At 38.5% G+C, this 26,325-nt stretch carries 28 protein-coding genes and 1 riboswitch; of the genes, 16 read left to right on the plus strand and 12 right to left on the minus strand.

All coding sequences use genetic code 11. From position 1 onward, the window contains the following. Positions 1-181 precede the first annotated feature (181 nt). Entirely contained in the window at positions 182-769 is a 588-nt protein-coding gene (gene thiT / locus NFS43_RS13330) for an energy-coupled thiamine transporter ThiT (RefSeq protein WP_251552167.1), read from the minus strand. 78 nt (positions 770-847) lie between these two features. Then, positions 848-953, minus strand: a riboswitch (TPP riboswitch). Positions 954-1,087: 134 nt separating this feature from the next. Here thiT and NFS43_RS13335 point away from each other — a divergent pair. From NFS43_RS13335 to NFS43_RS13355, 5 genes are all read left to right on the plus strand, one after another. Then, positions 1,088-1,642 (plus strand): GNAT family N-acetyltransferase, encoded by a 555-nt coding sequence (locus NFS43_RS13335; RefSeq protein ID WP_251552168.1) that lies wholly within the window; start codon positions 1,088-1,090, stop codon positions 1,640-1,642. 203 nt (positions 1,643-1,845) lie between these two features. After that, complete coding sequence (locus NFS43_RS13340; protein ID WP_251552169.1) at positions 1,846-3,150, plus strand: hemolysin family protein; 1,305 nt, start codon at positions 1,846-1,848, stop codon at positions 3,148-3,150. A gap of 196 nt (positions 3,151-3,346) precedes the next feature. Next, positions 3,347-3,778, plus strand: a complete 432-nt coding sequence (locus NFS43_RS13345; RefSeq protein ID WP_251552170.1) for a MerR family transcriptional regulator — start codon at positions 3,347-3,349, stop codon at positions 3,776-3,778. A gap of 59 nt (positions 3,779-3,837) precedes the next feature. Beyond that, positions 3,838-5,190 (plus strand): hemolysin family protein, encoded by a 1,353-nt coding sequence (locus tag NFS43_RS13350; protein ID WP_251552171.1) that lies wholly within the window; start codon positions 3,838-3,840, stop codon positions 5,188-5,190. A gap of 114 nt (positions 5,191-5,304) precedes the next feature. After that, entirely contained in the window at positions 5,305-5,502 is a 198-nt protein-coding gene (locus tag NFS43_RS13355) for a hypothetical protein (protein ID WP_251552172.1), read from the plus strand. A gap of 114 nt (positions 5,503-5,616) precedes the next feature. On the opposite strand, the gene NFS43_RS13360 is transcribed toward NFS43_RS13355, so the two are convergent. After that, positions 5,617-5,910, minus strand: coding sequence for a hypothetical protein (locus NFS43_RS13360; protein ID WP_251552173.1), 294 nt, complete (start codon positions 5,908-5,910; stop codon positions 5,617-5,619). Between the two features lie 341 nt (positions 5,911-6,251). Between NFS43_RS13360 and NFS43_RS13365 the strand changes: the two genes are divergently transcribed. Next, positions 6,252-6,548, plus strand: coding sequence for a HesB/YadR/YfhF family protein (locus NFS43_RS13365; RefSeq protein ID WP_251552174.1), 297 nt, complete (start codon positions 6,252-6,254; stop codon positions 6,546-6,548). Between the two features lie 59 nt (positions 6,549-6,607). On the opposite strand, the gene NFS43_RS13370 is transcribed toward NFS43_RS13365, so the two are convergent. Continuing rightward, positions 6,608-7,135 (minus strand): YgdI/YgdR family lipoprotein, encoded by a 528-nt coding sequence (locus NFS43_RS13370; RefSeq protein WP_251552175.1) that lies wholly within the window; start codon positions 7,133-7,135, stop codon positions 6,608-6,610. Between the two features lie 328 nt (positions 7,136-7,463). Between NFS43_RS13370 and atpB the strand changes: the two genes are divergently transcribed. The 6 genes from atpB (at position 7,464) to ald (ending at position 13,621) form a co-directional block, all read left to right on the plus strand. Further along, positions 7,464-8,177 (plus strand): F0F1 ATP synthase subunit A, encoded by a 714-nt coding sequence (atpB, locus tag NFS43_RS13375; RefSeq protein WP_251552224.1) that lies wholly within the window; start codon positions 7,464-7,466, stop codon positions 8,175-8,177. A 23-nt stretch (positions 8,178-8,200) separates the two neighbouring features. Continuing rightward, complete coding sequence (locus NFS43_RS13380; RefSeq protein WP_251552176.1) at positions 8,201-8,596, plus strand: ATP synthase F0 subunit B; 396 nt, start codon at positions 8,201-8,203, stop codon at positions 8,594-8,596. Positions 8,597-8,601: 5 nt separating this feature from the next. After that, positions 8,602-9,561: an AtpZ/AtpI family protein gene (locus NFS43_RS13385; RefSeq protein WP_251552177.1), complete on the plus strand. Its 960-nt coding sequence runs from the start codon at positions 8,602-8,604 to the stop codon at positions 9,559-9,561. A gap of 144 nt (positions 9,562-9,705) precedes the next feature. Then, complete coding sequence (locus NFS43_RS13390; RefSeq protein ID WP_251552178.1) at positions 9,706-10,962, plus strand: DUF445 domain-containing protein; 1,257 nt, start codon at positions 9,706-9,708, stop codon at positions 10,960-10,962. 168 nt (positions 10,963-11,130) lie between these two features. Further along, positions 11,131-12,363, plus strand: a complete 1,233-nt coding sequence (locus NFS43_RS13395) for a helix-turn-helix domain-containing protein (RefSeq protein ID WP_251552179.1) — start codon at positions 11,131-11,133, stop codon at positions 12,361-12,363. Positions 12,364-12,493: 130 nt separating this feature from the next. Then, on the plus strand, positions 12,494-13,621 hold the full coding sequence (gene ald / locus NFS43_RS13400) for an alanine dehydrogenase (RefSeq protein ID WP_251552180.1): 1,128 nt from the start codon (positions 12,494-12,496) through the stop codon (positions 13,619-13,621). A 94-nt stretch (positions 13,622-13,715) separates the two neighbouring features. On the opposite strand, the gene NFS43_RS13405 is transcribed toward ald, so the two are convergent. Together NFS43_RS13405 and NFS43_RS13410 are read right to left on the minus strand one after the other, a co-directional pair. Then, positions 13,716-15,128 (minus strand): SpoVR family protein, encoded by a 1,413-nt coding sequence (locus tag NFS43_RS13405; RefSeq protein WP_251552181.1) that lies wholly within the window; start codon positions 15,126-15,128, stop codon positions 13,716-13,718. Between the two features lie 176 nt (positions 15,129-15,304). Continuing rightward, complete coding sequence (locus tag NFS43_RS13410) at positions 15,305-15,619, minus strand: DUF3889 domain-containing protein (RefSeq protein ID WP_251552182.1); 315 nt, start codon at positions 15,617-15,619, stop codon at positions 15,305-15,307. Between the two features lie 224 nt (positions 15,620-15,843). On the opposite strand from NFS43_RS13410, the gene NFS43_RS13415 reads away from it, so the two are divergent. Then, entirely contained in the window at positions 15,844-16,098 is a 255-nt protein-coding gene (locus NFS43_RS13415; RefSeq protein WP_251552183.1) for a YhdB family protein, read from the plus strand. A gap of 166 nt (positions 16,099-16,264) precedes the next feature. On the opposite strand, the gene NFS43_RS13420 is transcribed toward NFS43_RS13415, so the two are convergent. Both NFS43_RS13420 and NFS43_RS13425 read right to left on the minus strand, forming a co-directional pair. Next, positions 16,265-18,001, minus strand: coding sequence for a phospho-sugar mutase (locus NFS43_RS13420; protein ID WP_251552184.1), 1,737 nt, complete (start codon positions 17,999-18,001; stop codon positions 16,265-16,267). Between the two features lie 164 nt (positions 18,002-18,165). After that, positions 18,166-18,564 (minus strand): YhcU family protein, encoded by a 399-nt coding sequence (locus NFS43_RS13425; protein WP_251552185.1) that lies wholly within the window; start codon positions 18,562-18,564, stop codon positions 18,166-18,168. A 108-nt stretch (positions 18,565-18,672) separates the two neighbouring features. On the opposite strand from NFS43_RS13425, the gene NFS43_RS13430 reads away from it, so the two are divergent. Next, positions 18,673-19,596, plus strand: coding sequence for an RluA family pseudouridine synthase (locus NFS43_RS13430; RefSeq protein WP_251552186.1), 924 nt, complete (start codon positions 18,673-18,675; stop codon positions 19,594-19,596). A gap of 51 nt (positions 19,597-19,647) precedes the next feature. Here the strand turns inward: NFS43_RS13430 and NFS43_RS13435 are convergent, their stop codons facing one another. Continuing rightward, positions 19,648-19,902, minus strand: a complete 255-nt coding sequence (locus NFS43_RS13435; RefSeq protein WP_251552187.1) for a GlsB/YeaQ/YmgE family stress response membrane protein — start codon at positions 19,900-19,902, stop codon at positions 19,648-19,650. Positions 19,903-20,248: 346 nt separating this feature from the next. Between NFS43_RS13435 and NFS43_RS13440 the strand changes: the two genes are divergently transcribed. Beyond that, positions 20,249-20,866: a DUF47 domain-containing protein gene (locus NFS43_RS13440; RefSeq protein ID WP_251552188.1), complete on the plus strand. Its 618-nt coding sequence runs from the start codon at positions 20,249-20,251 to the stop codon at positions 20,864-20,866. An 11-nt stretch (positions 20,867-20,877) separates the two neighbouring features. Further along, complete coding sequence (locus tag NFS43_RS13445; protein ID WP_251552189.1) at positions 20,878-21,879, plus strand: inorganic phosphate transporter; 1,002 nt, start codon at positions 20,878-20,880, stop codon at positions 21,877-21,879. An 83-nt stretch (positions 21,880-21,962) separates the two neighbouring features. Here NFS43_RS13445 and deoC read toward each other — a convergent pair whose 3' ends face one another. The 4 genes from deoC to yhbH all read right to left on the minus strand — a co-directional run bounded on the left by deoC (position 21,963) and on the right by yhbH (position 26,290). Then, positions 21,963-22,637, minus strand: coding sequence for a deoxyribose-phosphate aldolase (gene deoC, locus NFS43_RS13450; RefSeq protein WP_251552190.1), 675 nt, complete (start codon positions 22,635-22,637; stop codon positions 21,963-21,965). A gap of 168 nt (positions 22,638-22,805) precedes the next feature. Then, on the minus strand, positions 22,806-23,819 hold the full coding sequence (locus NFS43_RS13455; protein ID WP_251552191.1) for a DUF1646 family protein: 1,014 nt from the start codon (positions 23,817-23,819) through the stop codon (positions 22,806-22,808). Between the two features lie 131 nt (positions 23,820-23,950). Then, positions 23,951-24,859, minus strand: coding sequence for a CAP domain-containing protein (locus NFS43_RS13460; protein ID WP_251552192.1), 909 nt, complete (start codon positions 24,857-24,859; stop codon positions 23,951-23,953). A 264-nt stretch (positions 24,860-25,123) separates the two neighbouring features. Next, entirely contained in the window at positions 25,124-26,290 is a 1,167-nt protein-coding gene (yhbH, locus tag NFS43_RS13465) for a sporulation protein YhbH (RefSeq protein ID WP_251552193.1), read from the minus strand. Positions 26,291-26,325: the final 35 nt, after the last annotated feature.

The raw sequence follows: 26,325 nt of genomic DNA on the forward strand, positions 1-26,325 counted from the left end.
AAAAGATTGCAACACACTTAGCAAGGTTAGAAAATGTGTGTTGCAATACTTAGGTTGACTTTGCACCCTGTTGATTGAATAAAAAATTGCCGAGAAAAATACCCTTTCTCGACATTCTGAAGAAAGCCCGAGGCTTTCTTTTTACTTGTCCATATGAAAGCTTTCAAACTGCATCTGCCAATTAATGCTCTTGTAAAAACGACTTTTTAGGCATGGCACTTAGAACTAAAATGACAATAATAGCACTTAATATGAAGCTTGGCAGCATAAATGTTCCATTATAAAGCAAAGAATATACGGTTACAGGCTGGCCTTTCGGCGCATATTCGCCAAAGAAGACAATCCCTGAAACAACATGGCAGACATAACGAAGCGCACTTCCAATGAAAGCACCTAGGAGTGAATAAACCATCCATTTGCTTTTTTCTCCTTTTACTAGTGCACGCTGAATTGGCCCAGCAAAAACACCTGCAAACCCGACTACGGTGAAGGCAATAAAATAATCAATAATACCTTGAATGATCGTATAAATTTGGGCAAACCCTAAAATAAATTGTAATAAACCTAACAAAAAACCACTCAACAGACCGCCTTTTATTCCCCAACGGTAAGCCATTATGAAAACAGGCACCATGGCAATCGATACAGACCCGCCCTGCGGCCAAATTTTCAACGACAAGAAATTGGCGGCTAAATCCAACAGATAAGCTAAGGCAGAAAAAACAGCTACCTCCGTGATAAAACGTGTATTGCTCCTGTTTTTGTTCATCATTTCTCCCCCTGATTTTAAAACTAAAAATAAAAAAAGCAATGCAGGACGTAGGAAGAGTCTGCATTGCTAATAAACATAAGCAAAAAGCCACATCCCTACGCTAGTGCTAACTAACAGGTTCAAAGGGTCAGAACAAAAGTTCACTCTCAGCCGCCAAAAGGCAGCCCCCCTTGTGGAAATATTCAATTCATTACTTATGACTATACCCCTAAAAAAAAGCTTTTACAAGAAAAAGTTTTTCCTTAATTCGTTCTTTTTGCTTCCTCCAAACCTATCCCTGCATATGATGTTAGAAAACTTACGGGAGTTTCGAGCATGTTTACATTAAAGGCCGATCATGAGATTGAACTGCAATTGTTTCAAAGCCATCATGCCCTGCAATTATTTAAGCTTGTGGAGGAAAATCGTAAACATTTACAGGAGTGGCTGCCCTGGGTAGGAAGCATGACAACGCCGGTCCAGTTTGAGGCCATTATTCCTATCTGGTTAAATCAATTTGCTGAAAACAGCGGCTGTAATCTTGGGATTCTCTATCGAGGGGAACTCGTGGGTTCAATTGGTCTGCAGCAAATTGATTGGTACAATAGGATGGCGAGCATCGGTTATTACCTCGCCAAAAGCGCAGAAGGACATGGGGTTATGACCAGATCTGTTATTGCGCTGCTCCAATATGCGTTTTTAGGTTTAGGATTAAATCGGATGGAAATTCGCTGCGGAATAAAAAATTACAAGAGCAGAGCCATTCCTGAACGATTAGGCTTTGTAAAAGAAGGCATTTTACGGGATGGCGAACTATTAAATGGTTATTTTCATGATATTATTATTTATAGTATGCTGGCACGTGAATGGAACAAATCTCCTGCAGTTTGACATTTATTTGCTGCAGGAGGTTTGTTTTTTTTAAGCATTTACTAAACAAAATAACAGTCACATACTAATTATTTGCCCGCCGAGTGGTTTTTTGAAATAATAAACATGTACATATTTCTGTAGAAATCCTTTTTAAAGGCAATAATGTAAGTATCATTAATTTTTAAGCGAGGTGGGATGCTTTACATTTTGTAAGGCGACCGATGATTTGGATCAACATATTTATTATCGCACTGCTAATAGCATTGACGGCATTCTTTGTTGCCTCTGAATTTGCTATTGTCCGGGTGCGGACAACAAGAATCGACCAGTTAGTTTCCGAGGGAAACAAGAAAGCGGAATCAGCTAAAAAAGTGATTTCCAATATCGATGGCTACCTATCAGCAACACAGATTGGAATAACAGTCACTTCGTTAATTTTGGGCTGGCGGGGTGAACCAACAATCCGTGCTATATTAGACCCCATCTTTGATATGATTCCATTGCCAGCATCCATTGAACACTTTATTTCATTTTTTCTAGCCTTTGCTATCATTACATTTTTTAATGTCGTGATTGGGGAATTAGCACCCAAAACCTTTGCGATTCAAAAGGCGGAGGAAATTATCCTATTAGTGGCAAATCCCCTTATTTGGTTTTATCGGATTCTATATCCATTTATTTGGATTTTAAACCACTCTTCACGGTTTATTACCGGTTTATTCGGCATTCAGCCCGCTTCTGAACAGGATATTGTCATGTCTGAAGAAGAATTGCGGATGATTCTTTCTCAAAGTTTTGAAAGTGGTGAGATTAATCAATCTGAATACAGCTACATGAATAATATTTTCGAATTTGACGACCGGATTGCAAAGGAGATTATGGTACCTCGGACAGAGGTAATCACTCTTTCAAAAGATGCTACATTAGATGAAATTATTGAAACAGTAAGAACGGAAAAGTATACAAGGTATCCTGTGATTGATAGAGACAAAGACAATATTTTGGGAATCGTTAATATAAAAGAAGTTTTAACAGATTGTATCGAGCAAAAATGCAGCGGGGATGAACCCCTTAAAGAATACATAAAACCAGTGATCCATGTGATCGAGACAATTCCCATACAGGAACTGCTGGTCAAATTGCAAAAAAGCCGTTCCCATTTGGCCATTCTTTCGGACGAGTATGGCGGCACTGCAGGAATTGTGACCGTTGAAGATATACTTGAAGAAATTGTTGGTGAGATACGGGATGAATTTGATGTGGATGAAATGCCCCTTATTCAGAAGATCGGCGATTCACAATATATATTAGACGGCAAGGTATTAATTAGCGAAGTGAATGACCTTTTAGGGACCAATTTAGAAGAAGATGATATCGATACAATAGGCGGATGGTTTTTGACCCAAAAGTTTGATGTTCAAAAAGGAGATACCATTGAAACGGATGGCTTTGAATTTCAGATAAAAGAAATTGAAGGCCATCATATCCTCTATATCGAAGTCAAAAAGGCCGAGGCCCTCGTATAACCTCTTACCATTGACTTCCGGATTATAAAAGAAGGGCACTAGCGTTGATCAGCAGCGCTGGTGCTTTTTATTTTTTCATTTTTTCATTCATATTACCTAATCCTCTCCATAAAATGTAGATAACAATGCCTATAAAAAGTAGAACGTTTGACTGTACGGTTTTACATGGGGTATAATTATTGGTAATTTAAATAAAATGAGGTGGTATGATGGGGCTGTCTATCGTATTGGGGAATTAGCTCAAAAAGCAAGGGTCTCTAAACGTACGATTGACTATTATACGTCTATAGGCCTGCTTGTCGCCGATCGTTCAAAATCCAATTATCGAATTTACTCTGATGAGTCATTAAATGATCTTAGATTTATAGAAGAATGTAAAAATTTGCACATACCGCTTGACGAGATTAGAAGAAAATTAGAAATGAGAAAATCTAGGAATCTACAAGCAACTGAGGTTGATAAGCATGTCAGTGCAGTCACTCAGCAAATGAAGCAGCTCGAAAATGATTTATTTGATCTCATCCCGTTTCTTGAAAAATTGGATGACCAGCAAAAAGAAAAATTGACAAGCAATTTAAGTTTATTGAGAACGGCTTTAGTGCAATCCCTTTTAAAAGTTTCAAGTTGATTGTAAAAACTAGGAGGTGACACCTTACTCGTCGTAAAAAACGGGATAAGGGAATTTATTTGGACATATTTAACTTGGTTTTAATAGCCATTTTAATTGCTTTAACGGCATTCTTTGTAACGTCTGAATTTGCCATTGTCAAGATTCGGAGTTCAAGAGTTGACCAGTTAATTGAGGAAGGAAATTCGAAGGCTGTCTCTGCAAAAAGAGTGATTTCAAATTTGGATGAATATTTATCTGCCTGCCAGTTAGGTATTACCGTAACGGCTCTTGGATTAGGCTGGATTGGGGAATCAACGATTGAACATTTGCTTGACCCGCTCTTTCATGCATTAAACATTCCCGATCATGCTACAAAAATATTATCCGTTTCATTGGCGTTTGTTATCATTACCTTTTTGCATGTCGTTGTTGGTGAGCTTGCACCAAAAACGTTGGCCATACAGAAGGCTGAATGGATTACGCTAACCGTGTCACGCCCGTTAATCCTTTTTTATAAGGTGATGTATCCTTTTATATGGGTACTCAATGGGTCCGCACGTATCGTTTCCAGTCTTTTTGGATTAAAGCCGGTTTCTGAGAATGAGCTTGCCCATACGGAAGAAGAACTGCGAATCATCCTATCCGAAAGCTATAAAAGTGGCGAAATTAACCAATCAGAGTTTAAGTATGTAAATAAAATTTTTGATTTTGATGACCGGATTGCTAAGGAAATAATGGTACCAAGAACGGAAATCATCTCTTTATCCAAGGATGATACATTAGAGTCCTTTCTTAAAATCATCCGTGAAGAAAAATTCACAAGATATCCAATTATCGATGGTGATAAGGATCATATTATTGGGCTTGTCAACATCAAGGAAATTATGACTGACCTTATCGGAAATGAAAAACTGTCTGGCCAAACCTTAGAAACTTATATACGGCCGATTATTAGAGTCATAGAAACCATCCCCATTCATGATTTGCTTGTAAAAATGCAAAAAGATCGGATGCATATGGCTGTATTAATGGATGAATATGGCGGCACATCGGGGATTGTGACGGTTGAGGATATTTTGGAAGAGATTGTCGGTGAAATTCGGGATGAATTTGATATGGATGAAATTCCTGAGATTCGCAGAATCAAAGAAAATCATTATATCATAGATTCCAAGGTATTAGTCACAGAAGTCAATGATTTATTGGGAATTGAAATAGACGAGGAAGACGTTGATACGATTGGCGGCTGGATCTTAACGGAGAATTATGAAGCCAAACAAGGTGACTTAATACTATATGATGGTTATGCCTTTAAAATTTCCGAGATGGATGAACATCATATTAAGTATATTGAAGTGACTAAAACAGCTGGAAATAATGAAACAACCGTCCAACAAATTCCTTTAGCCAAATCCGAAGCGTTATCATAATACCATAGTGAAACAGACCTCAATCAGGGGTCTGTTTTTTTGCCAAATAACTGGTGCAAATATCCAATCAAGCATGCATCCCGCCGCATACTGTGCATTAAGGAGGGATGAACATTGAGTAATCTATTTAACTACCAAGCACTTTTATATTTAGCTTGTATCCTGGCTGGTTTTGCTCTGATTGAAGTGGCAACTACAGTTGGATTTTTAGCTAGTTTGTCTACCATACTTGTTATCATTGGAGCAGTCGCAATCCTAATCTTTGTTGCAGCGCTGCTTTATTTGGGCTTCAGAGCCTTGCTTCAAAGATAAAATAAAATTTTCATCTATCTATTATTTCCGTAGAAGCTGCTCAGGTTAGGCATTTGCCCCTTCATGAGTCAGCTTTTTCTTACATAGATGCACTTTAAACTGTCCTTTAAATGTTTATTTAGTTTTTAAAATTAATATTTCTTCTTCTGTTTTGGCAATTTTCACAAGATGAGAATCGAGTCGCCGATGGATATGTTTGATTTCTGTTTTATAAGTTTCCTCAATCCTCTCCAAAACTTCCTTAATATCTGACAGATCAATTTGGTTAACAGCTACACGATGTTCAATACTATCAACCTTCTCTAATCTCGATAATCTATTTTCAATTTTTTCCAAAGTTTTATTAAAAGTGTCAATCAGCGTTTTAATATCAGCAGCATTAGTTAGATTTTCAAAGCTATGTTCCATTCGAATCCCTCTTTTCTTGTTTCTTCTATATTATCACCATTAACACCATATGGATGTTACAATAATCGAAACAAAATCATTATCCGCAAAATAGGCAGACATCCTTTTTATTTTCTTCTGCAGAAGCCTTTTTATGAATATGATCCTGGAGAAATTGTGCCAATTTTAATACAAATTAATGAACAATTTATAACATTGTTAAGCATTCCATGATCTATGTGTAAAAAATCACATGAAAAAAGTGAGAAATTTTATATTCTATTCCTGTAAGTTGTTGGGATAAGAAATATCTCTTCTCCCCCCTTTACGGTAACTACATCTATAAAAAGGTTGGTGCAAATATGTTAATTAGAATTGACGATAAAGCTGCTTCATGGTTTAAAGAGGAATTTCAAGATACAATGTTGTCCAACATCCGCATGTTTCCTCAATATGCCGGATTCGGTGAGAAGAATAAGGGCTTTACACTTGCTTTTTCAGCAGAGACACCAACAAATATTGGCTTTACGGAGGAAATTAACGGGATCACATTTTTTGTAGATGGAAATGATGTATGGTTCTTCGAGGAAACAGAAACGTTCATGACAGTAGATGAACATTTAAATGAACTGCAAATTACTTACAAAACAATTCACTAAAAAATACCTTTTTAGATTAAGCAAACAAGCCAGATTCATAATCTGGCTTGTTTTTATTATTAATTTACTTGTTTGTCCAAGCTTGGTGCGAATAATTTTTCACTTTGATAAACTTTTCCGAGCTTCTCCTCACCTTTTGCAAAGGTTTCAGCTCCGGCATCCAAGTTAGGAGCATCTTTCTTTAATTCTTCAGCCTTTTCGTTATAGGATGCTGCAAAATCTTTTACAGCTGCCTCAAGATCGGCTTTATGATCTTTTAAACTTTCCGGAATGGCAACATTGGAAAGATCAGCGGAAACAGCTGCAGCTGCTTCGCTTGCTGCCGCCTTTTCCTCTGGCGTTGGCAGTTCCTCAGGTGCAGCGTCTTCCTTGGTCGCCTTAGCTACATAAGTATTTAAGTCAGCATCTTTGGCATTAATTTTTTCGCCTAGCTCATTATAAAATTTTACTAGTTCTTTTTGGATATCAGCTTTTGAATCCTCTGTTGCTTTAGCTGCATCCTTCTTATCCGTATCACTGCTGCTAGAACAGGCAGCAAGACCAAAAGCCATTGTTGCAGATGCTGCTAGTAATAATAATTTTTTCATATTTTTCCCCCTACTCTCTCTTTTGAGCCTTGTATATTTTACAACAATAAATAAGACGTGAAAAGTAAAAAAAGGTTACAAAATAGATTTTTTTCTGTATATTCCCCATAATAAAACTATTATTCATAAAAAAATGATTAATATTCATTTAATCATTTAAAATATTATTAATTTGTCAACTAATTTTATTCAGAAAATTAGCAATAAATTGTGAACTATATTACAATCTTGGGTGATTTTATATATAATTTAAACGTAAGGTATCATACTTTTTTCCTAGTTCCTTTTAATTGAAGTTCATACCTTTATAAGAAAGGGGGTGGACATCATAGAACACACTAGACCACAGGTTGTCTGGCTTGGCCTCACCTTTGACCTTTCCATCATTTTAACAAGCACGGCGGCGGCTGCTATTGTTTTCCTCATTGCGTACTTGACTACTAGAAACCCTTCAGTACATGTTCCAAAAAAAGCGCAGAATTTTATGGAATGGATCATTGAATTTGTAAAAGACATCATGAACAGCTCCATGGGTGCATCAAACAATTTATTTGTTTTATCAACTGGCGTTACCCTAATGATGTATTTATTCATTGCTAATTTTATGGGTATACCATTTTCCATTGTTACAGTTGAGGAGCAACCTGTTACATGGTGGAAGTCACCTACTGCCGATGCGCATGTCACTATGACACTGGCAATCATGATTATCATTTATACTCATTTTATTGATATACGCACAAATGGATTAAAACATTATTTACTTAGCTTTTTTAAACCATTTGCAGCACTGTTTCCGATTAATTTGATTGAACAATTTTCTACTACTCTTACATTAGGTTTGCGTCTGTTCGGAAATATTTATGCCGGTGAAGTCATGCTGGCATTATTGGCGAGCGCTGTAACGCACGGAATTGTAAACGCTTTCTTAGCTGCGGTTCCGATGCTAATTTGGCAGGCATTTTGCCTCTTCATCGGCGCGATTCAAGCATATATATTTGTAACACTTACGATGGTTTATATTTCACATCGTTTAATATGAATATAGAAAGGAGTTGAACCAACATGGGGGATATTACGTTATTGGGCCTGCCCATTTCTCTAGGAACCATGATTTATCAAGCATGTCTATTCACCATCCTTACCTTTGCTTTAAAAAAATTCGTTTTCAAGAAAATGGTTGGAATTCTTGACATGCGTAAGCAAAATATAGAAAATCAATTGAAGCTTACTGAACAAAATAATCTAGTTGCCGAGCAAAACCTTCTGGCCAGTGAAACCATTTTAAAACAGGCCAGAATGGATGCAAGAGAAATGAGAAAATACAGTGAAAATGAAGCTAAGCTAATCATTCAATCAGCTAAAGAGGAAGCAAAACATTTAGCAAGAGAATCTGCTGAGAGAGCTTACCCATCACAAAACCTCTCCTTCCCGCAAACAGAGAAATATAAGGGGGCGTAAATGGTATGAAGTACAAGTTTACAAAGTACTTGGGCAGAGTGACGGAAGATCTCGAATTAGGCTTTGAGGAAAAATGGATTTATGTTCATTACACAAAAGGATCAAAAGAAAAAACTGCCTGCCTTTTAAAAAATGAAGACAAATCTGAAATGGAATATCTAGAAGATTTTTTTGTAGAGAACCAAGTTTCGGAAGAAATGAAAACAGATGTGAGAAAATGCTTTGAAAAAGGGCGAGACAAGGAAAATTCCCAATGGAATGAATTTACGAACTTCCTTATGAAAACCCTTTCATTGAATATGGTTTTCGGCATTACCATAGCAATATGTGTATTTGGAGGTTATAAACTTGGAAAATGGATTGACACACAATATAACTTTCATTCATTATTTACGGGAGTCGGTACTTTATTAGGGATAGGAGTTGGAGCAATTACGATTTATTCTATGATACAAAAATACTTTAAGCCGCCTGGTGCGAAAGTTATCCATTCTAAGCAGACAGCTGCGGCTCAGAACACTGACGAGCACTATCCGATTATTGATGCAACCATTGATGATGTCCGAATGGCAGTCAGAGAATTTTCCGATCACCTGCCCAAAGGCGTTTATCGAACCATCTTGGTTCAGGATGATAACAGCATTGATTTTAAACAGCTTGCCCCTATACTGAAAGGCATTCCATCAAAAAAATTCTACATGTCCAAAGAAACCTATGATTTATTTGAAGAGGAAGAAAAACAGATCGCTGTCGAGATGGACCTTGTTCAAAAGGCAGTTGATCAATATGTAAAAGACCATCGAGAGTATCCAATGCTAGGATATGACCCACAACACCGCGTCAATTATTTTCTGCTGCTTCAAGAAAAATATCTTAGATCAGAACCGCAAACACAATTTTATATTACCGATTTAGATGGTTTAATCACTCATATAAAACCTACACGCAAAAAAACCTCGTATTGAATGATAGCTGTACAATACTTTGAAATCAAAATGCTTTTTTTTAAAGTTCACCAGACTTTAAAAAGAAGTTTTTTTTTGCTTTTTCTTTCAAAATTGAGATAATAGCAATATCATGATTTAATTTAAAAATGAGAGGTACAGAAAATGGCAAATCGGAAAAGCAATTCACAGCATTTGGCGACTATTTCTCTTATGATAATGGCAGCCGGATTCCTGTTAACTCTTCCACTACAACCTTCTATCTGGAAGATGATTCTCCAAGGAGGATTTGAGGCAGGTTTAGTTGGAGGGCTTGCGGATTGGTTTGCAGTTACTGCTTTATTTCGGCATCCAATGGGGCTGCCGATTCCACATACAGCATTGCTGCCCAAAAACCGCAGTAAAATTATTGATAAAATCATTTCCATGCTTGAAAACGACTGGCTCACCATGGCCAGCATTCGTGGGAAAATCAATACATTTCAGTTTTCAGAAAAGCTTTTTTCTCTCATTGACAGGGAAATACATTCACCAGCTGTAAAAACCAATACGGTCTCTGTTATCCAACATTTAATTGCCAAATTCGACGTTACAAAATGGGCACCTGTTCTTGAAAAAGAGCTAAAATCACAGCTCAAGCATCTGGAATTAAAGTCCCTTCTGCCCATGTTAATTGACCAAATTAAGGCGAGGAATTATGATGAAAAGTCACTCGACTTTGTTCTTAATGAAGTAGATGAATGGGCAAAAAAAGATAGTACAAAATACCGGCTTGGCGGGATGGCTGTATCAATGATTGAAAATATAAAAGCAGATGGAATTATGCAATTTGCTTTAAGATCGTTTAGTAATCTGATAAACGAAGAAAAATTGGGAAATATTATTCAAACTTTAATTTTAAAGGGAATCGACAGCTTTCGTGACCCTTATAATCCAAATAGGCAAAACCTCCTTCACCATATTCATCAAAAATTGGAAAGCCTAAAAGCCGACGGGAAAATTTATGATGAATTAGAACAGCTTAAAACTCACATCATAGACAATTGGGAAGCAGAGGCTAGAATCGTCGACTTTCTTTCCCAAACTCAAGAGAAAATTATAGCCTTTGTGGATAAACCCAATTTTTATGATGACTTTGTTCTTCCCACCATTCAGGATAGTTTAAATGAATTGAAAAGGGATAAGGAAAAGATGGAGCAGCTCGAAGGCTGGATGAAAGAACATATTTCCAGCTTTGTTGAGAACAATCATTCCAGAATCGGCCAGCTTGTTCGGGAAAACCTAGATAAACTGGAAACAAAAACGTTGATCCATATGATCGAAACGAATGTTGGCAAAGACTTGCAATGGATACGTGTGAATGGAGCAGTGTGCGGATTTTTAATTGGCCTTGCATTAGCAGGCATTAAAATATTTTTTTAAAAGGAAATGGCCCTCGTATGGGCCATTTTTTTTGATTCTCTTTTCTCTTTAACTTTTTTATTTTGTAGAAAAACAAGAAATTCCTTTGATAATTTTGTAAAATTAAACAAAAGGCTTTTTAAATAATAAAATTTATCAAAAGTATTCCATAAATGGAGGTCAATCGTTTTGGACAATCGACTTCATGATCCCTTTAGGTCCACATTTGAAAGCCTGGATGAATTTGCAGACTTAATAAGCCAAGTTCTTAAATGCCCCATTACAATTGAGGATGCTAATCATCGGCTGTTAGCATACAGCACTCATGATGAACGAACTGACCAAGCCAGAATTGCAACGATAATCGGTCGGAGAGTACCCGAAAAAGTCATTAACCAACTATGGAAAGAAGGTACCATTCCTGCTCTTCTTAAGACAAAAGAACCGATTCGAGTCCAAAGTATGAACGAAATCGGCCTTGGAAACAGAATAGCTATTTCCATTTGGAAAAATAAAGAGGTTATTGGATTTATTTGGGCCTTAGAAATTGAAAAAGCACTATCAGATAAAGAAATGAGTTTACTAAAAAAAGCAGCTGATGCTGTGAAAAATAAGCTTCTTCAGCTGCAAACAAGAAAAAACAAAAAAGAAGAACATTCACAAGAGTTTTTTTGGAAGCTGTTAACTGGACATTTGACGGCCCAAGATGAAATCCTGGATCAGTTTCAGCTGCTAAACATCACCCCGCCCTCATCATTTGTCATTCTTGTGTTTCAATTTCAAGAAACTATTAACAGTAAGGCCGAACAATATATTTCGTATCTTTTAAAAACCAATCAGCGTATAAAAATCATTCTCTACACGATTGACTTTGACCAGCTTATTTTATTAATATCTGCTGATCAGATTCAAAACCTTACACAGGAACTAGAACATTTCTCACAGCTTTTTGTTGGAAAAATGAACGAACGATATAGCATTGCTGGAATCACGCCAGTCTATAGTGGCATGTGCCAGGATTATCAAAAAATCGGCAAAGCCTACCATGAAACTTTGACGGTCTTATCGATTAAGAATAAATTTCCTGATGAAACAAATCATATATACAATTATCAGAAGTTAGGGATTTACCAGTTTTTCGATCTGCTCCTAAAAAGCAGGGAGAATACTGATTATGTGAATGACTCCTTAAAAAAACTTCATGATTATGACGCTCAACATAATAGCAGCTTAGTCAAAACATTAGAGGTCTATTTAGATCATGACAGTAATTTAAATGATACCGCCAAACAGTTAAATGTTCATGCGAATACATTAAACTATCGTTTAAAACGAATTTCCGAAATTGGCCAGGTGGACCTGAAAGATCCCAATCAAAAAATGATGCTTTATATTGATTTAAAACTGGAAAAGTATCAATAATACTGATTATTTGTGAAAATCACCAAAAAGATGGATGATCTTTCTGTAATCCTAACGAAGAAATTCCTTAGCAAACATTTTATACTATATTCATAGTCTATTGCTTTTATGATGCTAAGGGGGAATTGGGATGTTTATTGGTGTTCCTAAAGAGATTAAAAACAACGAGAATCGGGTTGCCCTAACTCCAGCAGGTGTATCAGCACTTGTAAACGCTGGCCACACAGTGTTAATAGAAAAAGGTGCCGGTTTTGGCAGCGGCTTTGCTAACGAAGATTACCTGAAAGCTGGTGCTGAAATTCTTGATAGTGCAGAGCAGGTATGGAAAAAGGCAGAAATGATTATGAAGGTGAAGGAGCCTCTTTCTAGTGAGTATCAATATTTCCGCCCTGGGTTACTATTATTCACCTATCTGCATCTTGCTGCTGAGCCAGCCCTCGCTAAAGCACTAAAAGACAGCGGAGTCATTGCAATTGCTTATGAAACCGTTACTGTCAATAAGACTCTGCCGCTTTTGACACCGATGAGTGAGGTGGCAGGACGCATGGCACCTCAAATCGGCGCCCAATTTTTACAAAAAAATAATGGCGGCCAAGGAATTCTTTTAGCTGGTGTTCCTGGAGTTAACAGAGGAAAAGTTACCATCATCGGCGGCGGCATTGTTGGTACAAACGCTGCAAAAGTCGCCATTGGCCTAGGAGCAGATGTAACCATAATTGATCTGAGTGCGGACCGTCTTCGTTATCTTGACGATATTTTTGGAAATCAAATTAAAACACTGATGTCAAATCCTTACAACATTGCCGAGGCAGTTAAAGAAGCCGATTTATTAATTGGCGCTGTTCTGATTCCAGGCGCAAAGGCACCTAAATTGGTGACAGAAGATATGGTAAAAACAATGAAGCCAGGTTCTGTCATTGTGGATGTTGCCATTGACCAAGGCGGTATTGTTGAAACAGACGACCATGTTACCACCCATGATCATCCAACATTCGAAAAACACGGAGTCATCCACTATTCTGTAGCGAATATGCCAGGTGCGGTGCCTAGGACATCCACCATTGCTTTAACAAATGTAACCGTCCCATATGCCCTGCAAATCGCCAATAAAGGGATTTGCCAAGCGATTGCTGAGAATCCCGCTTTAAAACTTGGTGTCAATGTGGCCAACGGGGAAATTACCTTCGAGGCTGTAGCCAAGGATCTTGGTTATCCTTATGTGGCTGTGGAAGATGCACTCCAAAAAAAAACTAGCTAATCATAAATAGCGTGCAAAGAGGCAGCAAAATTGCTGCCTCTTTTGATTAGCAGGTATTGAAAGGATCCAGCCTCTGTGTCCTTCCACTTTCTAATTATAAGTATTTTCGATGTATCCCTTTCCCATCATAAGTAAATAACATCGGCCTATCCTCAATGGCCGTTTCCATATGGACTGTCCTGCCCCAGAGCTGGTGGACATAAGGCAATACCTTTTCCAAGTATTTTACATCCAGTTCCACCCCCTCATACCAGTGTTTTAAATATAACTCTCCATTTTTCAAGTAATCTCCATCATTAACTGTGATATAAGGGAAGCCCCCATTCACTCGCATGTTCACTAATTGGTCACGAATATGTTCCCACTCTTTATCAACGACTTTGTAATCGCGGCCTTGTTTTTGGAAAAGATACATATCCTCCCGCATTACTAAATCCTTTGTTAAATAATTTCTTAAAAAAGAAATATCGGATTCAATTTCCCTGACCTCAAAGATCTTTTCCCGGCCAGAGTTTGGCTTTACCCCTCTTTGTTTCATCTCCTCATTAGGGTTATTATATCGTTCCTCTATATCTTCAAAGATTTTCAGCCCTAAATAGTAAGGGTTAATTCCTGTCCTTGAAGGCTGGACCACTCCAGCGTTTAATTTGGCAAATTCAATTGCTTCTCCGCTTGTTAAATTCATTTCCCTTAAAATCCTTTGATGCCAATAAGAAGCCCAGCCTTCATTCATGATTTTCGTTTCCCGCTGCGGCCAGAAATAAAGCATCTCCTCCCGCATCATCGTCAAAATATCGCGCTGCCATTCTTCCAGTTCTCTGCTATACATTTCTATAAATAATAGCAGGTCCTTTTCAGGTCTTGGCGGAAATTTCTTTTTACGCGGCAGTTTTCTTTCTGGCTTCTCCTTTTGATCTAAATTCCAAAGATCATCATAAGGTGTTACAACATGCGGATTCTCCTCCTCTTCCTCTTCATCTTCCATGGACCAGGCTAATTTGGGTCTCATTAGTGATGGGTCGATATGCTCGTCGATTGACAAAACCGCATCAAGGAAGCGCTCCACTTCTTTTTTGCCGTACTGGATTTCGTATTGGTGGATACGCTCTGCTGTAGCCGCCATGCTTTCTACCATATCACGCTTTGTATTTTGGAATCTGACATTGTTTTTAAAGAAATCACAATGGGCCAATACGTGAGCGACAATCAGTTTGTTTTGAATTAACGAGTTGGAGTCAAGCAAAAAGGCATAGCATGGATTGGAATTGATCACAAGCTCATATATTTTACTTAATCCTAAATCATAATGCAGCTTCATCTTATAAAATTGCTTACCGAAACTCCAGTGTGAAAACCGTGTCGGCATCCCATATGCTCCAAAGGTATAAATAATTTCTGCCGGACAAATTTCATAGCGCATCGGATAATAATCCAGCCCAAAGCCGCTGGCAATTTCCGTAATTTCACTAATGGCATATTCCAGCGCCTTCCGTTCTTCCTCATTCATCAGCCATTCCCCCTTTTCCTCTTACCACAATGTATGAAGCTAATTCGAGAATGATGAAAAAATTAAGAAAAGCGCTAAGGCGCTGGAGCTGGACAATTCTCAAAGTTTAAAACCTTTATACTTATCATTAAGAAAACTCGCCGTTTGGCGAGCCTTTAGATGGACTTTCTTTCCTATTATCTTTTTTGTGTTTCCACTGTTAAGTTGATAAGCTTTTGATTGGTGAGGTCATGTCTTACTTTTACAATCACATAGAATTTTTGATTCTTATCTTGAACCTGAAACCGGAACGAATCCACCACATTCGTACCACCCAGTTTTTTCCTTCCTAAATATTCATAATCCTGGACCTGGCTCGCAGGATAATCTGCTTTAACGACTGCGATCGACATTCTTCCATACTTTTCATAATCCACCTGTTGGGCAAATGCCTGATTAGAAAATAAAGCCAACAGACTGTACAGCAAAATAGAAGCCAAGACTTTTTTCAACTGCTTCCCTCCTAAATTTGTTATTGCCATTAGCTTTTCCCCTTTTTAATGTGAATATGAAATAGCCAGTCGATTTTTAAAACAACCTCCAAAATCCATTCCTTTTCTTTATATACAGGTAAAACTTGATAACGCTGGCCTGTTAAGACGACCAACATTTTCTGAGTTTGTTCTTAATAAAATGTCATACAATAAGTACAACTCCTTATAAGGAGGGGAACTAAGTGAATAAAGTGGATTACGACCGGGCGTTATACTACACGCACCGATCAGAGTGGGATAATTTATTAATACTAATGGTGCGGACAACAGACCATTTTTTATCAAAAAAAATTGAGCATTTCCTGCATGCTTATAATTTTGAACGAGATTACTCCGTTATTGAGAAAAAACTTTATAGCCTGCTGCGCTACATTGACCATGCCAATGAAACCCTGGAGAATGACCCGAATGAGATTCCGATGTATAGTCTTTCCTGATTAAGCAAGTGAATACCAGCAATAACATGGGACTTTACAACATCTGATCCAAAGAATTCCACCAATAAAAAAGGCTGTCCATTGAGAGGTCCGACTCCACTCAAAATTATTGCGGAGTGGTATCGGGCCTCTTTGCTTTTTGGACAGCCTCTTTTTTCTTTGCCGTTTATTGCACTTGTTTAATTTTTTGATCGACTAAATCCATAAAATCTTTTTCAATAGCACTTAGCTTAGTTTTGCTTTCTTCAAGAGTTGTGCTGTTGACACCAAAGTAGAACTTTACCTTTGGTTCGGTGCCCGATGGACGCAGGCATACCCATGAGCCATCCTTGAAAATATATTTTAGCACGTTGGACTTCGGAAGATTAATTTTTTCCTGCCCTGAACTTGAAGTTTTGATGCCGGTTAAATAATCCTCAGAACTATCCGTTTCCAATGCACCAAGTCTTTCAAGCGGCTCGCTGCGGAATGAGGCTAAAATTTTCTGAATCATTTCTGCCCCTTCCTTGCCCTTTAGTGTCAACGAACGAAGCCCTTCAAGGTAGAAACCGTATTTTTCAAATACTTGCATTAAACCTTCATAAAGGGACATCCCCTGTTTTTTATAATAGGCGCATACCTCAGTTGCTAACAAAGCAGCCTGTACAGCATCTTTATCACGGGCAAAATCACCGATTAAATATCCATAAGACTCCTCATACCCAAAAAGATAGGTATGTTCGCCGCTCGCTTGATATTCGTTAATCTTTTCTGCGATAAATTTAAAGCCGGTTAACACATCGACCGTTTCTAACTGATAGGCTGAAGCAATTTTTCTGCCGATTTCTGATGTTACGATTGTCTTTAACACCACACCATTTTGAGGAAGCGTGCCCTTTGCTTTCTTTTGAGTGATCAAATAGTCTAACAGTAATGCACCGGTTTGATTACCTGTCAGCACTACGTATTCTCCTTCAGGATTAAGGACCGCAATACCAAGACGGTCTGAATCAGGGTCTGTTCCAATTAAAATGTCAGCGCCAATCTTTTTCCCATCACGGATTGCTAATTCAAACGCAGCATGTTCTTCCGGATTTGGGCTCTTGACGGTAGAAAAGTTTGGATCAGGGAGTTCCTGTTCCTTTACTACCGTGACATTTTTATAACCCAAGGCATCCAAGGCAGCCCGAACAAGTTTATTGGCTGTTCCATGCAATGGAGTAAAGACAATCTTTATATCTGTTTCATGGGCAAGTTCAGGATTCTCCGAAATCGTCAGTAACTTTTCAATATAGACTTGGTCGATTTCAGAGCCAATCATTTTAATCAGGTTTGCCTTTTTTAATTTTTCTTCACTATCCACTTCAATTAATAATTCACTGCCAATATTGTTTACCTTTTCTATAACCCGATCAGCATCACCAGGTGTCAACTGTCCCCCATCCGGTCCGTATACTTTGTATCCGTTATATTCAGGTGGGTTATGGCTGGCAGTTATGACAATTCCGGAAAATGCATGTAAATGCCTTAAGGCAAATGAAAGCTCCGGTGTTGGTCGTAATTCATCAAATACATACGTTTGGATGCCTCTGGTTGCTAATGTTTTTGCCGCCTCCATGGCAAACTCCGGGGATTTATGGCGTGAATCATAGGCAATGACGACCCCCCGCTGTTTTGCCTCTTCCCCATGCTCTTCTATGTATGCCGCCAATCCGGCAGAAGCCTTGCGAATGGTGTAAAGGTTCATTCGATTGGTTCCTGCGCCAATTTCACCGCGCATGCCGCCTGTACCAAATTCCAAGTTTTTATAGAATGCTTCTTCCAGTTGTTTTTCATCTTTTGCGATTTGTTCCAATTCATTTTTTAATTCAGGATTTAATCCTTCAAACTCAATCCAGCGCTGTGCTGTAGACTTCCAATCCATTTGTTTCCCTCCGGTTATTATCTAAGTTTATTTTTAAACAAAATAAAAACTGACAGCTAAACTGCTAAAAGTTTTACCAGAGCCGCTCCTCTTCTATAATACCTCAAAATCATTGAAATTAAGAACAAAAAAAAGAAAAAGCCGGAAAAATGGCCTTTTCTTACCTATACCAACAATTCATTATCCGCTTTTGTATAAATGCTTAAAACAGGGCTTTTCATATTCTTTGCTTGGACAAACTGCTCCAGTTCAAATGGAAAGAACAGCCCGAATTCGTGAAGATTGGCTGCATTTCTATTAAATAAATCCTCATAATGGCTGTCTAGAACGGGTGACTCCAGTATGGATATGAGCGTCTGTATGCTCGTCATGACTTGAAAGGCATCCTTTAAGGTACTGAAGCCCTCAAAATGCTTGTCAGTTGTTTGGAGAACCTTTATCCGTTCAAAATAATCAATTTCATCATCAGTAAAATAGCATGGAAAAATATTGGAATAAATATACCTCACAAGCCCGCTTATTTCTTTCTCTTGACTTGGTGTAGAGGCAAATACAATTTTCACTTATACCTCACCCTTTGCCTTTGCTTCAATCTGTCGTTATTATATATATAAAGAATAACATAACTAAGCAATTTGTTACGGTGGTAATTAGTGGATAAGGAGAACATTATGCTCAAAACAGCAAGGCTTGGTGATTGGTTCCAAATCATCATTCCGGAAAAATGGGAAGGCAGGACCATTGATGACATCTTCCGCCTAGAGTGGGCTGCGCCCAAGAAATTAATTCATTCCTTTCGTATGGAGAAGAAAGTTCGGTTAGATGGAGCAGCTGCTAATTGGCAAACACCATTACCTAGTGGTGCCAAACTGCAAGTGCTGCTTTTCGAACCAGAAGAAATCTTGATAGAGCCCGCCTATCATGAAATTGGCGTCCTTTACGAGGATGACCATCTCATTGTATTTAACAAACCACCTTTTATGAACACTCATCCTAATGATCCAGAAAAAGATACCGGAACCTTGTTAAATGCCGGGACTTTTTATTTACTGACAAATGGAGAGCTGCGCAATATTCGGCAAATTCATCGTTTAGATCGGGATACCAGCGGCGCCATCCTGTTTGCTAAGCATCATCTTGCAGGGGCCATTTTAGATCAAATGCTGGCAAGACGGGAAATTAAAAGGACTTATCTTGCGGCCGTTCATGGTTTATTCCATCAGAAAAAAGGAGTAATCAACCTTCCTATTGGACGTGACCGCCACCATGGATCCAGAAGAGTTGTTTCGTCTTCTGGCCAGAACGCCATTACCCATTATCAGGTTATCAAAACAGCCGTCAACAGCCGGATATCAATTGTGAAATGCTGGCTTGAAACGGGGAGAACCCATCAAATTCGCGTACATTTAAGCCATCTTGGCCATCCCTTAGTCGGAGATCTTTTATATGGAGGAGAGGCAGCCTTGAACAGACAAGCCCTCCATGCAGGAAAGCTTCAGCTTCGGCACCCATTTACCCATGAACCGATTACCTGTTATGCTCCTGTCCCTGACCAGCTTGAAACCTTTGAACATATCGATATCTATTCCCTTTAATTAGCAAAACAAGCCTCCAAATTAGGAGGCTTGCCATTTCTGTAATTGGTTTTAACTGGCTTTTCTAAAGGCTCTCATAATAAAGCTTAACAATAGTACCAAAACAGCAGAACCAATGATGGCAGGTATAATGGCAAAATCAGCAACCTGTGGTCCCCAATTTCCTAAAACAGCGGTTCCAAGCCATGCACCAACAAAACCAGCTATGATATTTCCAATAATGCCTCCTGGCACATCTCTTCCCACAATAAGGCCAGCTAACCAGCCAATGATTCCACCAACAATTAATGCCCAAATAAAGCTCACTATAGAACACTCCTTTTCAGTATTCATTTTCACTTATTCTAAGCGCTCGAGCTTGCTTCTGGAGGCAGTTTGTTTTTTACCGCCTTTCCTATACCATTCCCTAAATAGTTATTTATAAACATAAAAATTTTAAGATTCCTCTCCACTCAATAAAAAATGACAAGGAATACATGTTTTACATAAATGAACATAGCATTGGAAATAATATTCATTAATTGACCATCTTTTGTTCTGAAAATTCTAATGTTAAGTTTTTGTAAATTTTATTAAGAATCTTTCATTTTTCGACAAATATCAGCTAAAATGATTGGGTTGAAATGTATTTTTTCAGGAGGTATACACCATAATGGCATTCAAAAAAAATGATAAGTTTTCGGTGTTATTAAACAATATTTCTGCAAATTTGAAAGAAAGTTCTAATTTCTTTGCCGACTACAAGCTAAAGAATATTAGTGATTTAAAAATTTTCTCAGAAAAGATGAAGGAATTTGAATCAAAAGGCGATTCCTATGTCCATGAAATCATTAAAGAATTAAATGATGCGTTCATCACCCCTATCGAACGTGAAGATATTCTTCATTTAGCCATGAGTATGGATGATGTGCTGGATGGACTTGAAGCAACGGCTGCATTGTTTGAAATGTACTCCATCACACAAGCAGATGATTTTATGCTGCAGTTTGTTAATTCCATTAAAGAAAGCGTTGTTGAAATTGATGCCGCAATAGCCCTATTGTCTAATAAAAAGCTGCCGCAGATAAGAGAGCACGCAATCAAGATTAAGGATTATGAATCAAAGTGCGATAATGTGCTCCGTTCATCGATTAAAAATCTTTTTAATGTAGAGAAAGATCCAATCCGAATTATTCAATATAAAGAAATTTATGAAAATCTAGAGGATATTGCCGACTTTTGCCAAACAGTTGCCAACACTCTAGAAACCATTATTATGAAAAATGCTTAAGGAGCAATAATATGAGTCTTCTTCTTATTTTAACAATCCTTATTGTGATTGGCGCTCTTGCATTTGACTTTATTAATGGTTTCCATGATACCGCAAATGCGATCGCCACTTCCGTTTCAACAAAAGCTTTAAAGCCACGGCAAGCAATTATGTTAGCAGCTGTCATGAATTTTATCGGTGCGTTAACCTTTACAGGCGTTGCCAAAACCGTTACCAAAGATATAGTGGACCCTTTCGCATTAGGCAATGGATCCGTTGTGATACTGGCTGCATTAATATCCGCTATCATATGGAACTTGCTGACATGGTATTTTGGAATTCCGAGCAGTTCCTCCCACGCCATTATTGGATCTGTAGCAGGCGCTGCGATTGCGGCAGAAGGGTTTGCCGTACTCAATTATGCCGGTTTTCTGAAAATACTTGAAGGTCTGATTCTTTCTCCCATTTTGGCATTTGTTGTAGGTTATATTATATACAGTATATTTAAAGTGGCTTTTAAAAATCTAAATCTTGCCAAGACTAATCGAAGATTCCGGTATATCCAAGTAGCAACTGCTGCGATTCAATCCTATTCGCACGGAACAAACGATGCACAAAAGTCAATGGGAATCATTACACTCGCTCTTATATCCAGTTCCTATCTGCCGGCTAATGCAGATATCCCTTTCTGGGTGCAGCTCTCCTGTGCCGCTGCTATGGGCTTAGGTACCTCCATTGGCGGATGGAAAATTATTAAAACCGTCGGCGGCAAAATCATGAAAATCCGCCCAATTAACGGGGTTGCCGCTGACTTAACTGGTGCAGCTGTTATTTTCGGTGCTACTCTTATCCACCTGCCTGTAAGTACCACACATGTTATTTCTTCAGGCATACTAGGTGTAGGATCCTCACACCGAATTAAAGGGGTTAAATGGGATACCGCGCAGCGAATGGTCATTACATGGGTCATCACATTGCCCATTACCGCCCTTATTGCAGCTATCGTTTTTTTCATATTAAATCTTGTCTTTTAAACGACATAGTAAAAAACCAGGGAAGCTTCCCTGGTTTTTATTTACTATAAAAAGCTATCTGTTATAAGCCGCCATATACTTTATTAATATTGGCTGTTTGAAATTTCACCTTTGCTAATGGCAATTCCGGAGCTCGCTCCAATTCTTGTCGCCCCAGCCTCAACCATTGCCAAGGCATCTTCCCGGCTTCGAACGCCACCAGAGGCTTTTACTCCAATATCTGGGCCGACTGTTTTTCGCATTAGCCGGATATCTTCAACTGTTGCTCCGCCTGTGGAAAAACCAGTTGAAGTTTTGACAAAATCAGCTCCTGCTTTTACAGACAGCTCACAAGCTTTTACTTTTTCCTCATCCGTTAATAGGCATGTTTCAATGATCACCTTGACAAGAGCTTTTCCTTTGGCAGCTTCTACAACCGCTTTAATATCCTCTTCCACTAATGAATACTGCTTCCCTTTTAGAGCTCCTATATTAATCACCATATCAATTTCATCAGCGCCATTTTCAATGGCATTTTTAGTTTCAAAAGCTTTGGTTTCTGTTGTGGACGCTCCAAGAGGGAATCCAATCACCGTACATACCTTTACATCTGGTGCATCCTGTAACATTTCAGCAGCCGTTTTCACCCATACCGGGTTTACACAAACCGACGCAAAGGAGTACTCCTTTGCTTCATTAGCTAACTGTTCGATTTGAGATTCAGTTGCATCCGCTTTTAACAATGTATGATCAATCATTCTCGCAATATTTTGAGTCATGTAAAACCCTCCAAGTTTGTAAAAATTAATTGCAGCATATAGATCGTTGTCCAAGGTACACTATAACAAAATCAAAGAACAATTGTAAATGAAAAATCAAGCAGGGAGTATTTGATATAAACTAGTTTTCTTCAATATATCCTAAAAAATTACAACAACTTTCAAATCCTAATTCAATACAATTAGAACCACAAAGTAAACTAACATAATAATCAGCCCTACTGGCACTCCAAAGCGGGCCCACTCTTTACTGGTAATGTTTAATTTCCCTGCGGAAATGATATTGGGGATATTTCCGGGAATCAGCATTCCGCCGCTAATAATTAAACCCAGCAGGACAGCTTGAATGGTTTGGGCATTCATGGCTGGACTGACCTCTGCCGCAGCCAATGTGGCGTTGTCTAAAATAGCTGAAATCATATTAATCCAGTATAATAAATTGGGATGAAGGCCTATCACATACTCATTAATTAATGGCTCAAACCCATGTCCCAGAAATGTTAATCCCATGACAAACAAATAGATTTTTAGTGATCTAATCAGAATCTCCCCATAGGTCTCTGCATTTTGTTCCGACTTTAAGCCTTCCGCACTATCATGGGGCTTAACCAAGAACATGGTTAACACGCCAAGAACGAGAATGGCAGGGATGACTTCAGGTCCAATTAACTTCAGCAGATAGAAAAAATCCTCATTTAATTTACTGATGGTAATCGTGGACAATGGCTCGCCAATCGGTGTTAATACCGCCCCCAGCCCAATCGAGAAACAGGCTAAAACCGTTAACCGTATTTCCGATTTACGGTCAAGCGGCAAGATATTCACGATGATGACCAGCACAATAGCCGCAATAATGGCGGTAATAATGCTAGAAGCTAATCCGAGTATGATAACTGTTAAAGCAAAGAAAACCCTGGGTGACAGCAGTTTATTTAGAGCAAGTACACCTTTTTCCAGAGGTCCCTGCAGCCATTTGCACACCAGACCAGCAATCAGCACGGCAAGGGTTATATTGATTGGGTCTAATAAGGCTTTTTTTATGAGATGCCCATCCATCATGCCACTGATAGCGGCCGCGGCAATTCCCATGATAAACAGAAAAATTTCTAAATTATGCTCCACTTTTTTTACAGAAAACGGCAGGAACAAGACCAAAATCAAAATTATTACTAGTCCAATCATTTTCCCAGATCCTTTTCTATTTTATATGTATTTTAATCACTCTCTATTATAAGTTATTTTATAACCTTATACAGGAAAAATTTTTTATATAGAAACGAAAAAACCAGCGGATCCGCTGGTTTTTCATGCTTCTATTTTCCGATAAACATTTGTGACCAATTTTTGCCCGCTTCTTCAAACCCAACGCCAATATGGGTATAATTTGCGCTAAGAATGTTTTTGCGGTGCCCTTCACTATTCATCCAAGCGTTTACGACCTCTTGAGGTGTCTTCTGTCCTTGGGCGATATTTTCTCCAGCTGATTTGTATGTCACACCAAAGTCCCTCATCATGTCAAAAGGAGACCCATAAGTTGGGCTCGTATGTGAAAAATAATGATTTTGCTGCATATCTTCTGCTTTCTTTTGGGCAACACTGCTCAACTGAGTATCTTCCTTTAAAGCAGGAAGCCCATTTTTACTTCTTTGCTGATTTGTTAAGTCTATCACTTGTTTTACATATTGACTAACAGTTCCAGAAGTGGCTGTATTCGTTTGTTTCTGCTGTGGTGCTGGCTGTGCCTGTTGTGGCGTTTGCTGCGTCTGCTGTGGTGCAGCCGGCTGTCCCTGTTGTGTTTGCTGTGGCGCTGGCTGTGCCTGCTGAGACGCGTTAAACTGTCTCGGATCCAATCGGATAAACTGATACTTGGCGTCTCTAATTAACACTGCTTTGGTATGAGGGTATTGGCTGCTATTCAGATTTGTTTGATAGGCAGACAGTAAATCGTCATTGTCCCTCTTGTTTTTTTGATGATTGTTATCATCAAACAAGTTAGTATCAAGATCCGGATCATTGTTATCATCATTGTTGTAATCCTCAGTCAGCGGACCATTGTGGTCAATGCCGTCATCCCTGCCGTTACGGACATCCATCACATTATTGTCTCTGGTGTTTATACGCGCTTGGTTATCGGCTGCATCATCGGCATCATTGTTATTGCATGCTGCAAGCCCTAAGGACAGAATAGCTGTTAACACGAAGCTTATCGGTTTTTTTATCATTTTAAAGACCCCCTTTTATTAAAATTTTCTTGCGTTTTTATTTTTGATTTTTTTCAAAAAAGTATTTATGGAAATTACAGACTAAAAGTAAGCGAAAAATAAAAAAAACCGCTTTTTTTGCGGTTTCCAATATTTCACCTATTCATATCAATCATAAATTTATAACGACATCCTTTCATGTAGTGCTTTATTTTACCTTCCAAAAGATACGGTTGTCTATACCAATTAATACTAGAAAAGCGGCAGGGTCCCCTGCCGCTTCCATTATGCATATACTTCCGAGTCTTCTTTTTGGAAAAAGGTTGTCATCGCATGAAACACATCTGCCTTTTGTTTGAGGATAAAATAACGGAACCGCTCATCTTTAATGTTTTTGTAGGCAGACATTAACGTAGAATGGCGGTTATACTGGTTCACTTCCCCATAGCCAAACATGTTGGACACCTTCATTAATTCCTCCACCAGTTTTACGCAGCGGGCATTATCCGATGTGAGGTTATCACCATCCGAAAAATGGAATGGATAAATATTATATTTGCGGGGGCTATACTTATCATTGATAATTTCCATTGCTTTTCGGTAAGCGGAAGAACAAATGGTTCCGCCGCTTTCTCCTTTAGAGAAGAAATCTTCCTCAGAAACAATTTTTGCTTCAGTGTGATGGGCAATAAATTCAATGTCAACTGTCTCATATTTTGTTCTTAAAAACCGCGTCATCCAGAAAAAGAAACTCCGGGCCATGTATTTTTCCCATATTCCCATACTGCCGCTGGTATCCATCATCGCAATGACCACCGCTTTGGAATCCGGCTTCACTACTTCATTCCATGTCTTGAATTTTAAGTCCTCTTTGTAGATTGGATGAAAAGCAGGTTTTCCATTCATCGCATTTCGTTTAAAAGCAGCCATCATCGTCCGCTTTTTATCGATATTCCCCATGAGGCCAGTTTTTCGGATATCATTAAATTCAATGTTCTCGACTAAATGTTCCTGCTCTTCTTTTCGCTTTAAATTCGGCAGTTCTAACTGCTTAAACAAAGCTTCTTCGAGCTCCATTAATGATACTTCCGCTTCGAAATAGTCTTCTCCCGCCTGATCGCCGGCTCCCTGCCCTTTACCGGGACCTTTTTGTCCACTGGAACCGTCACGTGCCACAACATCACCGATTTGACTGTCTCCATCACCTTGGCCCACGTGTTTGTTTTTGTCATAATTATAACGAATTTTATATTCGTCCAATGAACGTATTGGAATTTTTACCACATCTCGACCGTTTGACATGATGATGCTTTCTTCTGTAATTAGATCAGGTAAATTATTGCGAATGGCCTCTTGGACTTTCTCCTGATGCCGCTGCTGGTCATCGTGGCCTTTCCGGTGGAGGGACCAATCTTCTTGTGAAATGACAAATTGATGGTTATTGACAGACATGTAAACCCCTCCTTAAAAATTTTTAATCCATGCAC

This window comes from Neobacillus muris (assembly GCF_943193175.1).
GTDB lineage: Bacteria > Bacillota > Bacilli > Bacillales > Cytobacillaceae > Neobacillus > Neobacillus muris.

Excerpts from the sequence above, each read along its gene's own strand:
- thiT (WP_251552167.1), bottom strand. The coding sequence starts at position 769 with ATGAACAAAAACAGGAGCAATACACGTTTTATCACGGAGGTAGCTGTT.
- NFS43_RS13335 (WP_251552168.1), top strand. The coding sequence starts at position 1,088 with ATGTTTACATTAAAGGCCGATCATGAGATTGAACTGCAATTGTTTCAA.
- NFS43_RS13340 (WP_251552169.1), top strand. The coding sequence starts at position 1,846 with ATGATTTGGATCAACATATTTATTATCGCACTGCTAATAGCATTGACG.
- NFS43_RS13345 (WP_251552170.1), top strand. The coding sequence starts at position 3,347 with ATGAGGTGGTATGATGGGGCTGTCTATCGTATTGGGGAATTAGCTCAA.
- NFS43_RS13360 (WP_251552173.1), bottom strand. The coding sequence starts at position 5,910 with ATGGAACATAGCTTTGAAAATCTAACTAATGCTGCTGATATTAAAACG.
- NFS43_RS13365 (WP_251552174.1), top strand. The coding sequence starts at position 6,252 with ATGTTAATTAGAATTGACGATAAAGCTGCTTCATGGTTTAAAGAGGAA.
- NFS43_RS13370 (WP_251552175.1), bottom strand. The coding sequence starts at position 7,135 with ATGAAAAAATTATTATTACTAGCAGCATCTGCAACAATGGCTTTTGGT.
- NFS43_RS13380 (WP_251552176.1), top strand. The coding sequence starts at position 8,201 with ATGGGGGATATTACGTTATTGGGCCTGCCCATTTCTCTAGGAACCATG.
- NFS43_RS13385 (WP_251552177.1), top strand. The coding sequence starts at position 8,602 with ATGAAGTACAAGTTTACAAAGTACTTGGGCAGAGTGACGGAAGATCTC.
- NFS43_RS13390 (WP_251552178.1), top strand. The coding sequence starts at position 9,706 with ATGGCAAATCGGAAAAGCAATTCACAGCATTTGGCGACTATTTCTCTT.
- ald (WP_251552180.1), top strand. The coding sequence starts at position 12,494 with ATGTTTATTGGTGTTCCTAAAGAGATTAAAAACAACGAGAATCGGGTT.
- NFS43_RS13405 (WP_251552181.1), bottom strand. The coding sequence starts at position 15,128 with ATGAATGAGGAAGAACGGAAGGCGCTGGAATATGCCATTAGTGAAATT.
- NFS43_RS13420 (WP_251552184.1), bottom strand. The coding sequence starts at position 18,001 with ATGGATTGGAAGTCTACAGCACAGCGCTGGATTGAGTTTGAAGGATTA.
- NFS43_RS13430 (WP_251552186.1), top strand. The coding sequence starts at position 18,673 with ATGCTCAAAACAGCAAGGCTTGGTGATTGGTTCCAAATCATCATTCCG.
- NFS43_RS13440 (WP_251552188.1), top strand. The coding sequence starts at position 20,249 with ATGGCATTCAAAAAAAATGATAAGTTTTCGGTGTTATTAAACAATATT.
- NFS43_RS13445 (WP_251552189.1), top strand. The coding sequence starts at position 20,878 with ATGAGTCTTCTTCTTATTTTAACAATCCTTATTGTGATTGGCGCTCTT.
- deoC (WP_251552190.1), bottom strand. The coding sequence starts at position 22,637 with ATGACTCAAAATATTGCGAGAATGATTGATCATACATTGTTAAAAGCG.
- NFS43_RS13455 (WP_251552191.1), bottom strand. The coding sequence starts at position 23,819 with ATGATTGGACTAGTAATAATTTTGATTTTGGTCTTGTTCCTGCCGTTT.
- NFS43_RS13460 (WP_251552192.1), bottom strand. The coding sequence starts at position 24,859 with ATGATAAAAAAACCGATAAGCTTCGTGTTAACAGCTATTCTGTCCTTA.
- yhbH (WP_251552193.1), bottom strand. The coding sequence starts at position 26,290 with ATGTCTGTCAATAACCATCAATTTGTCATTTCACAAGAAGATTGGTCC.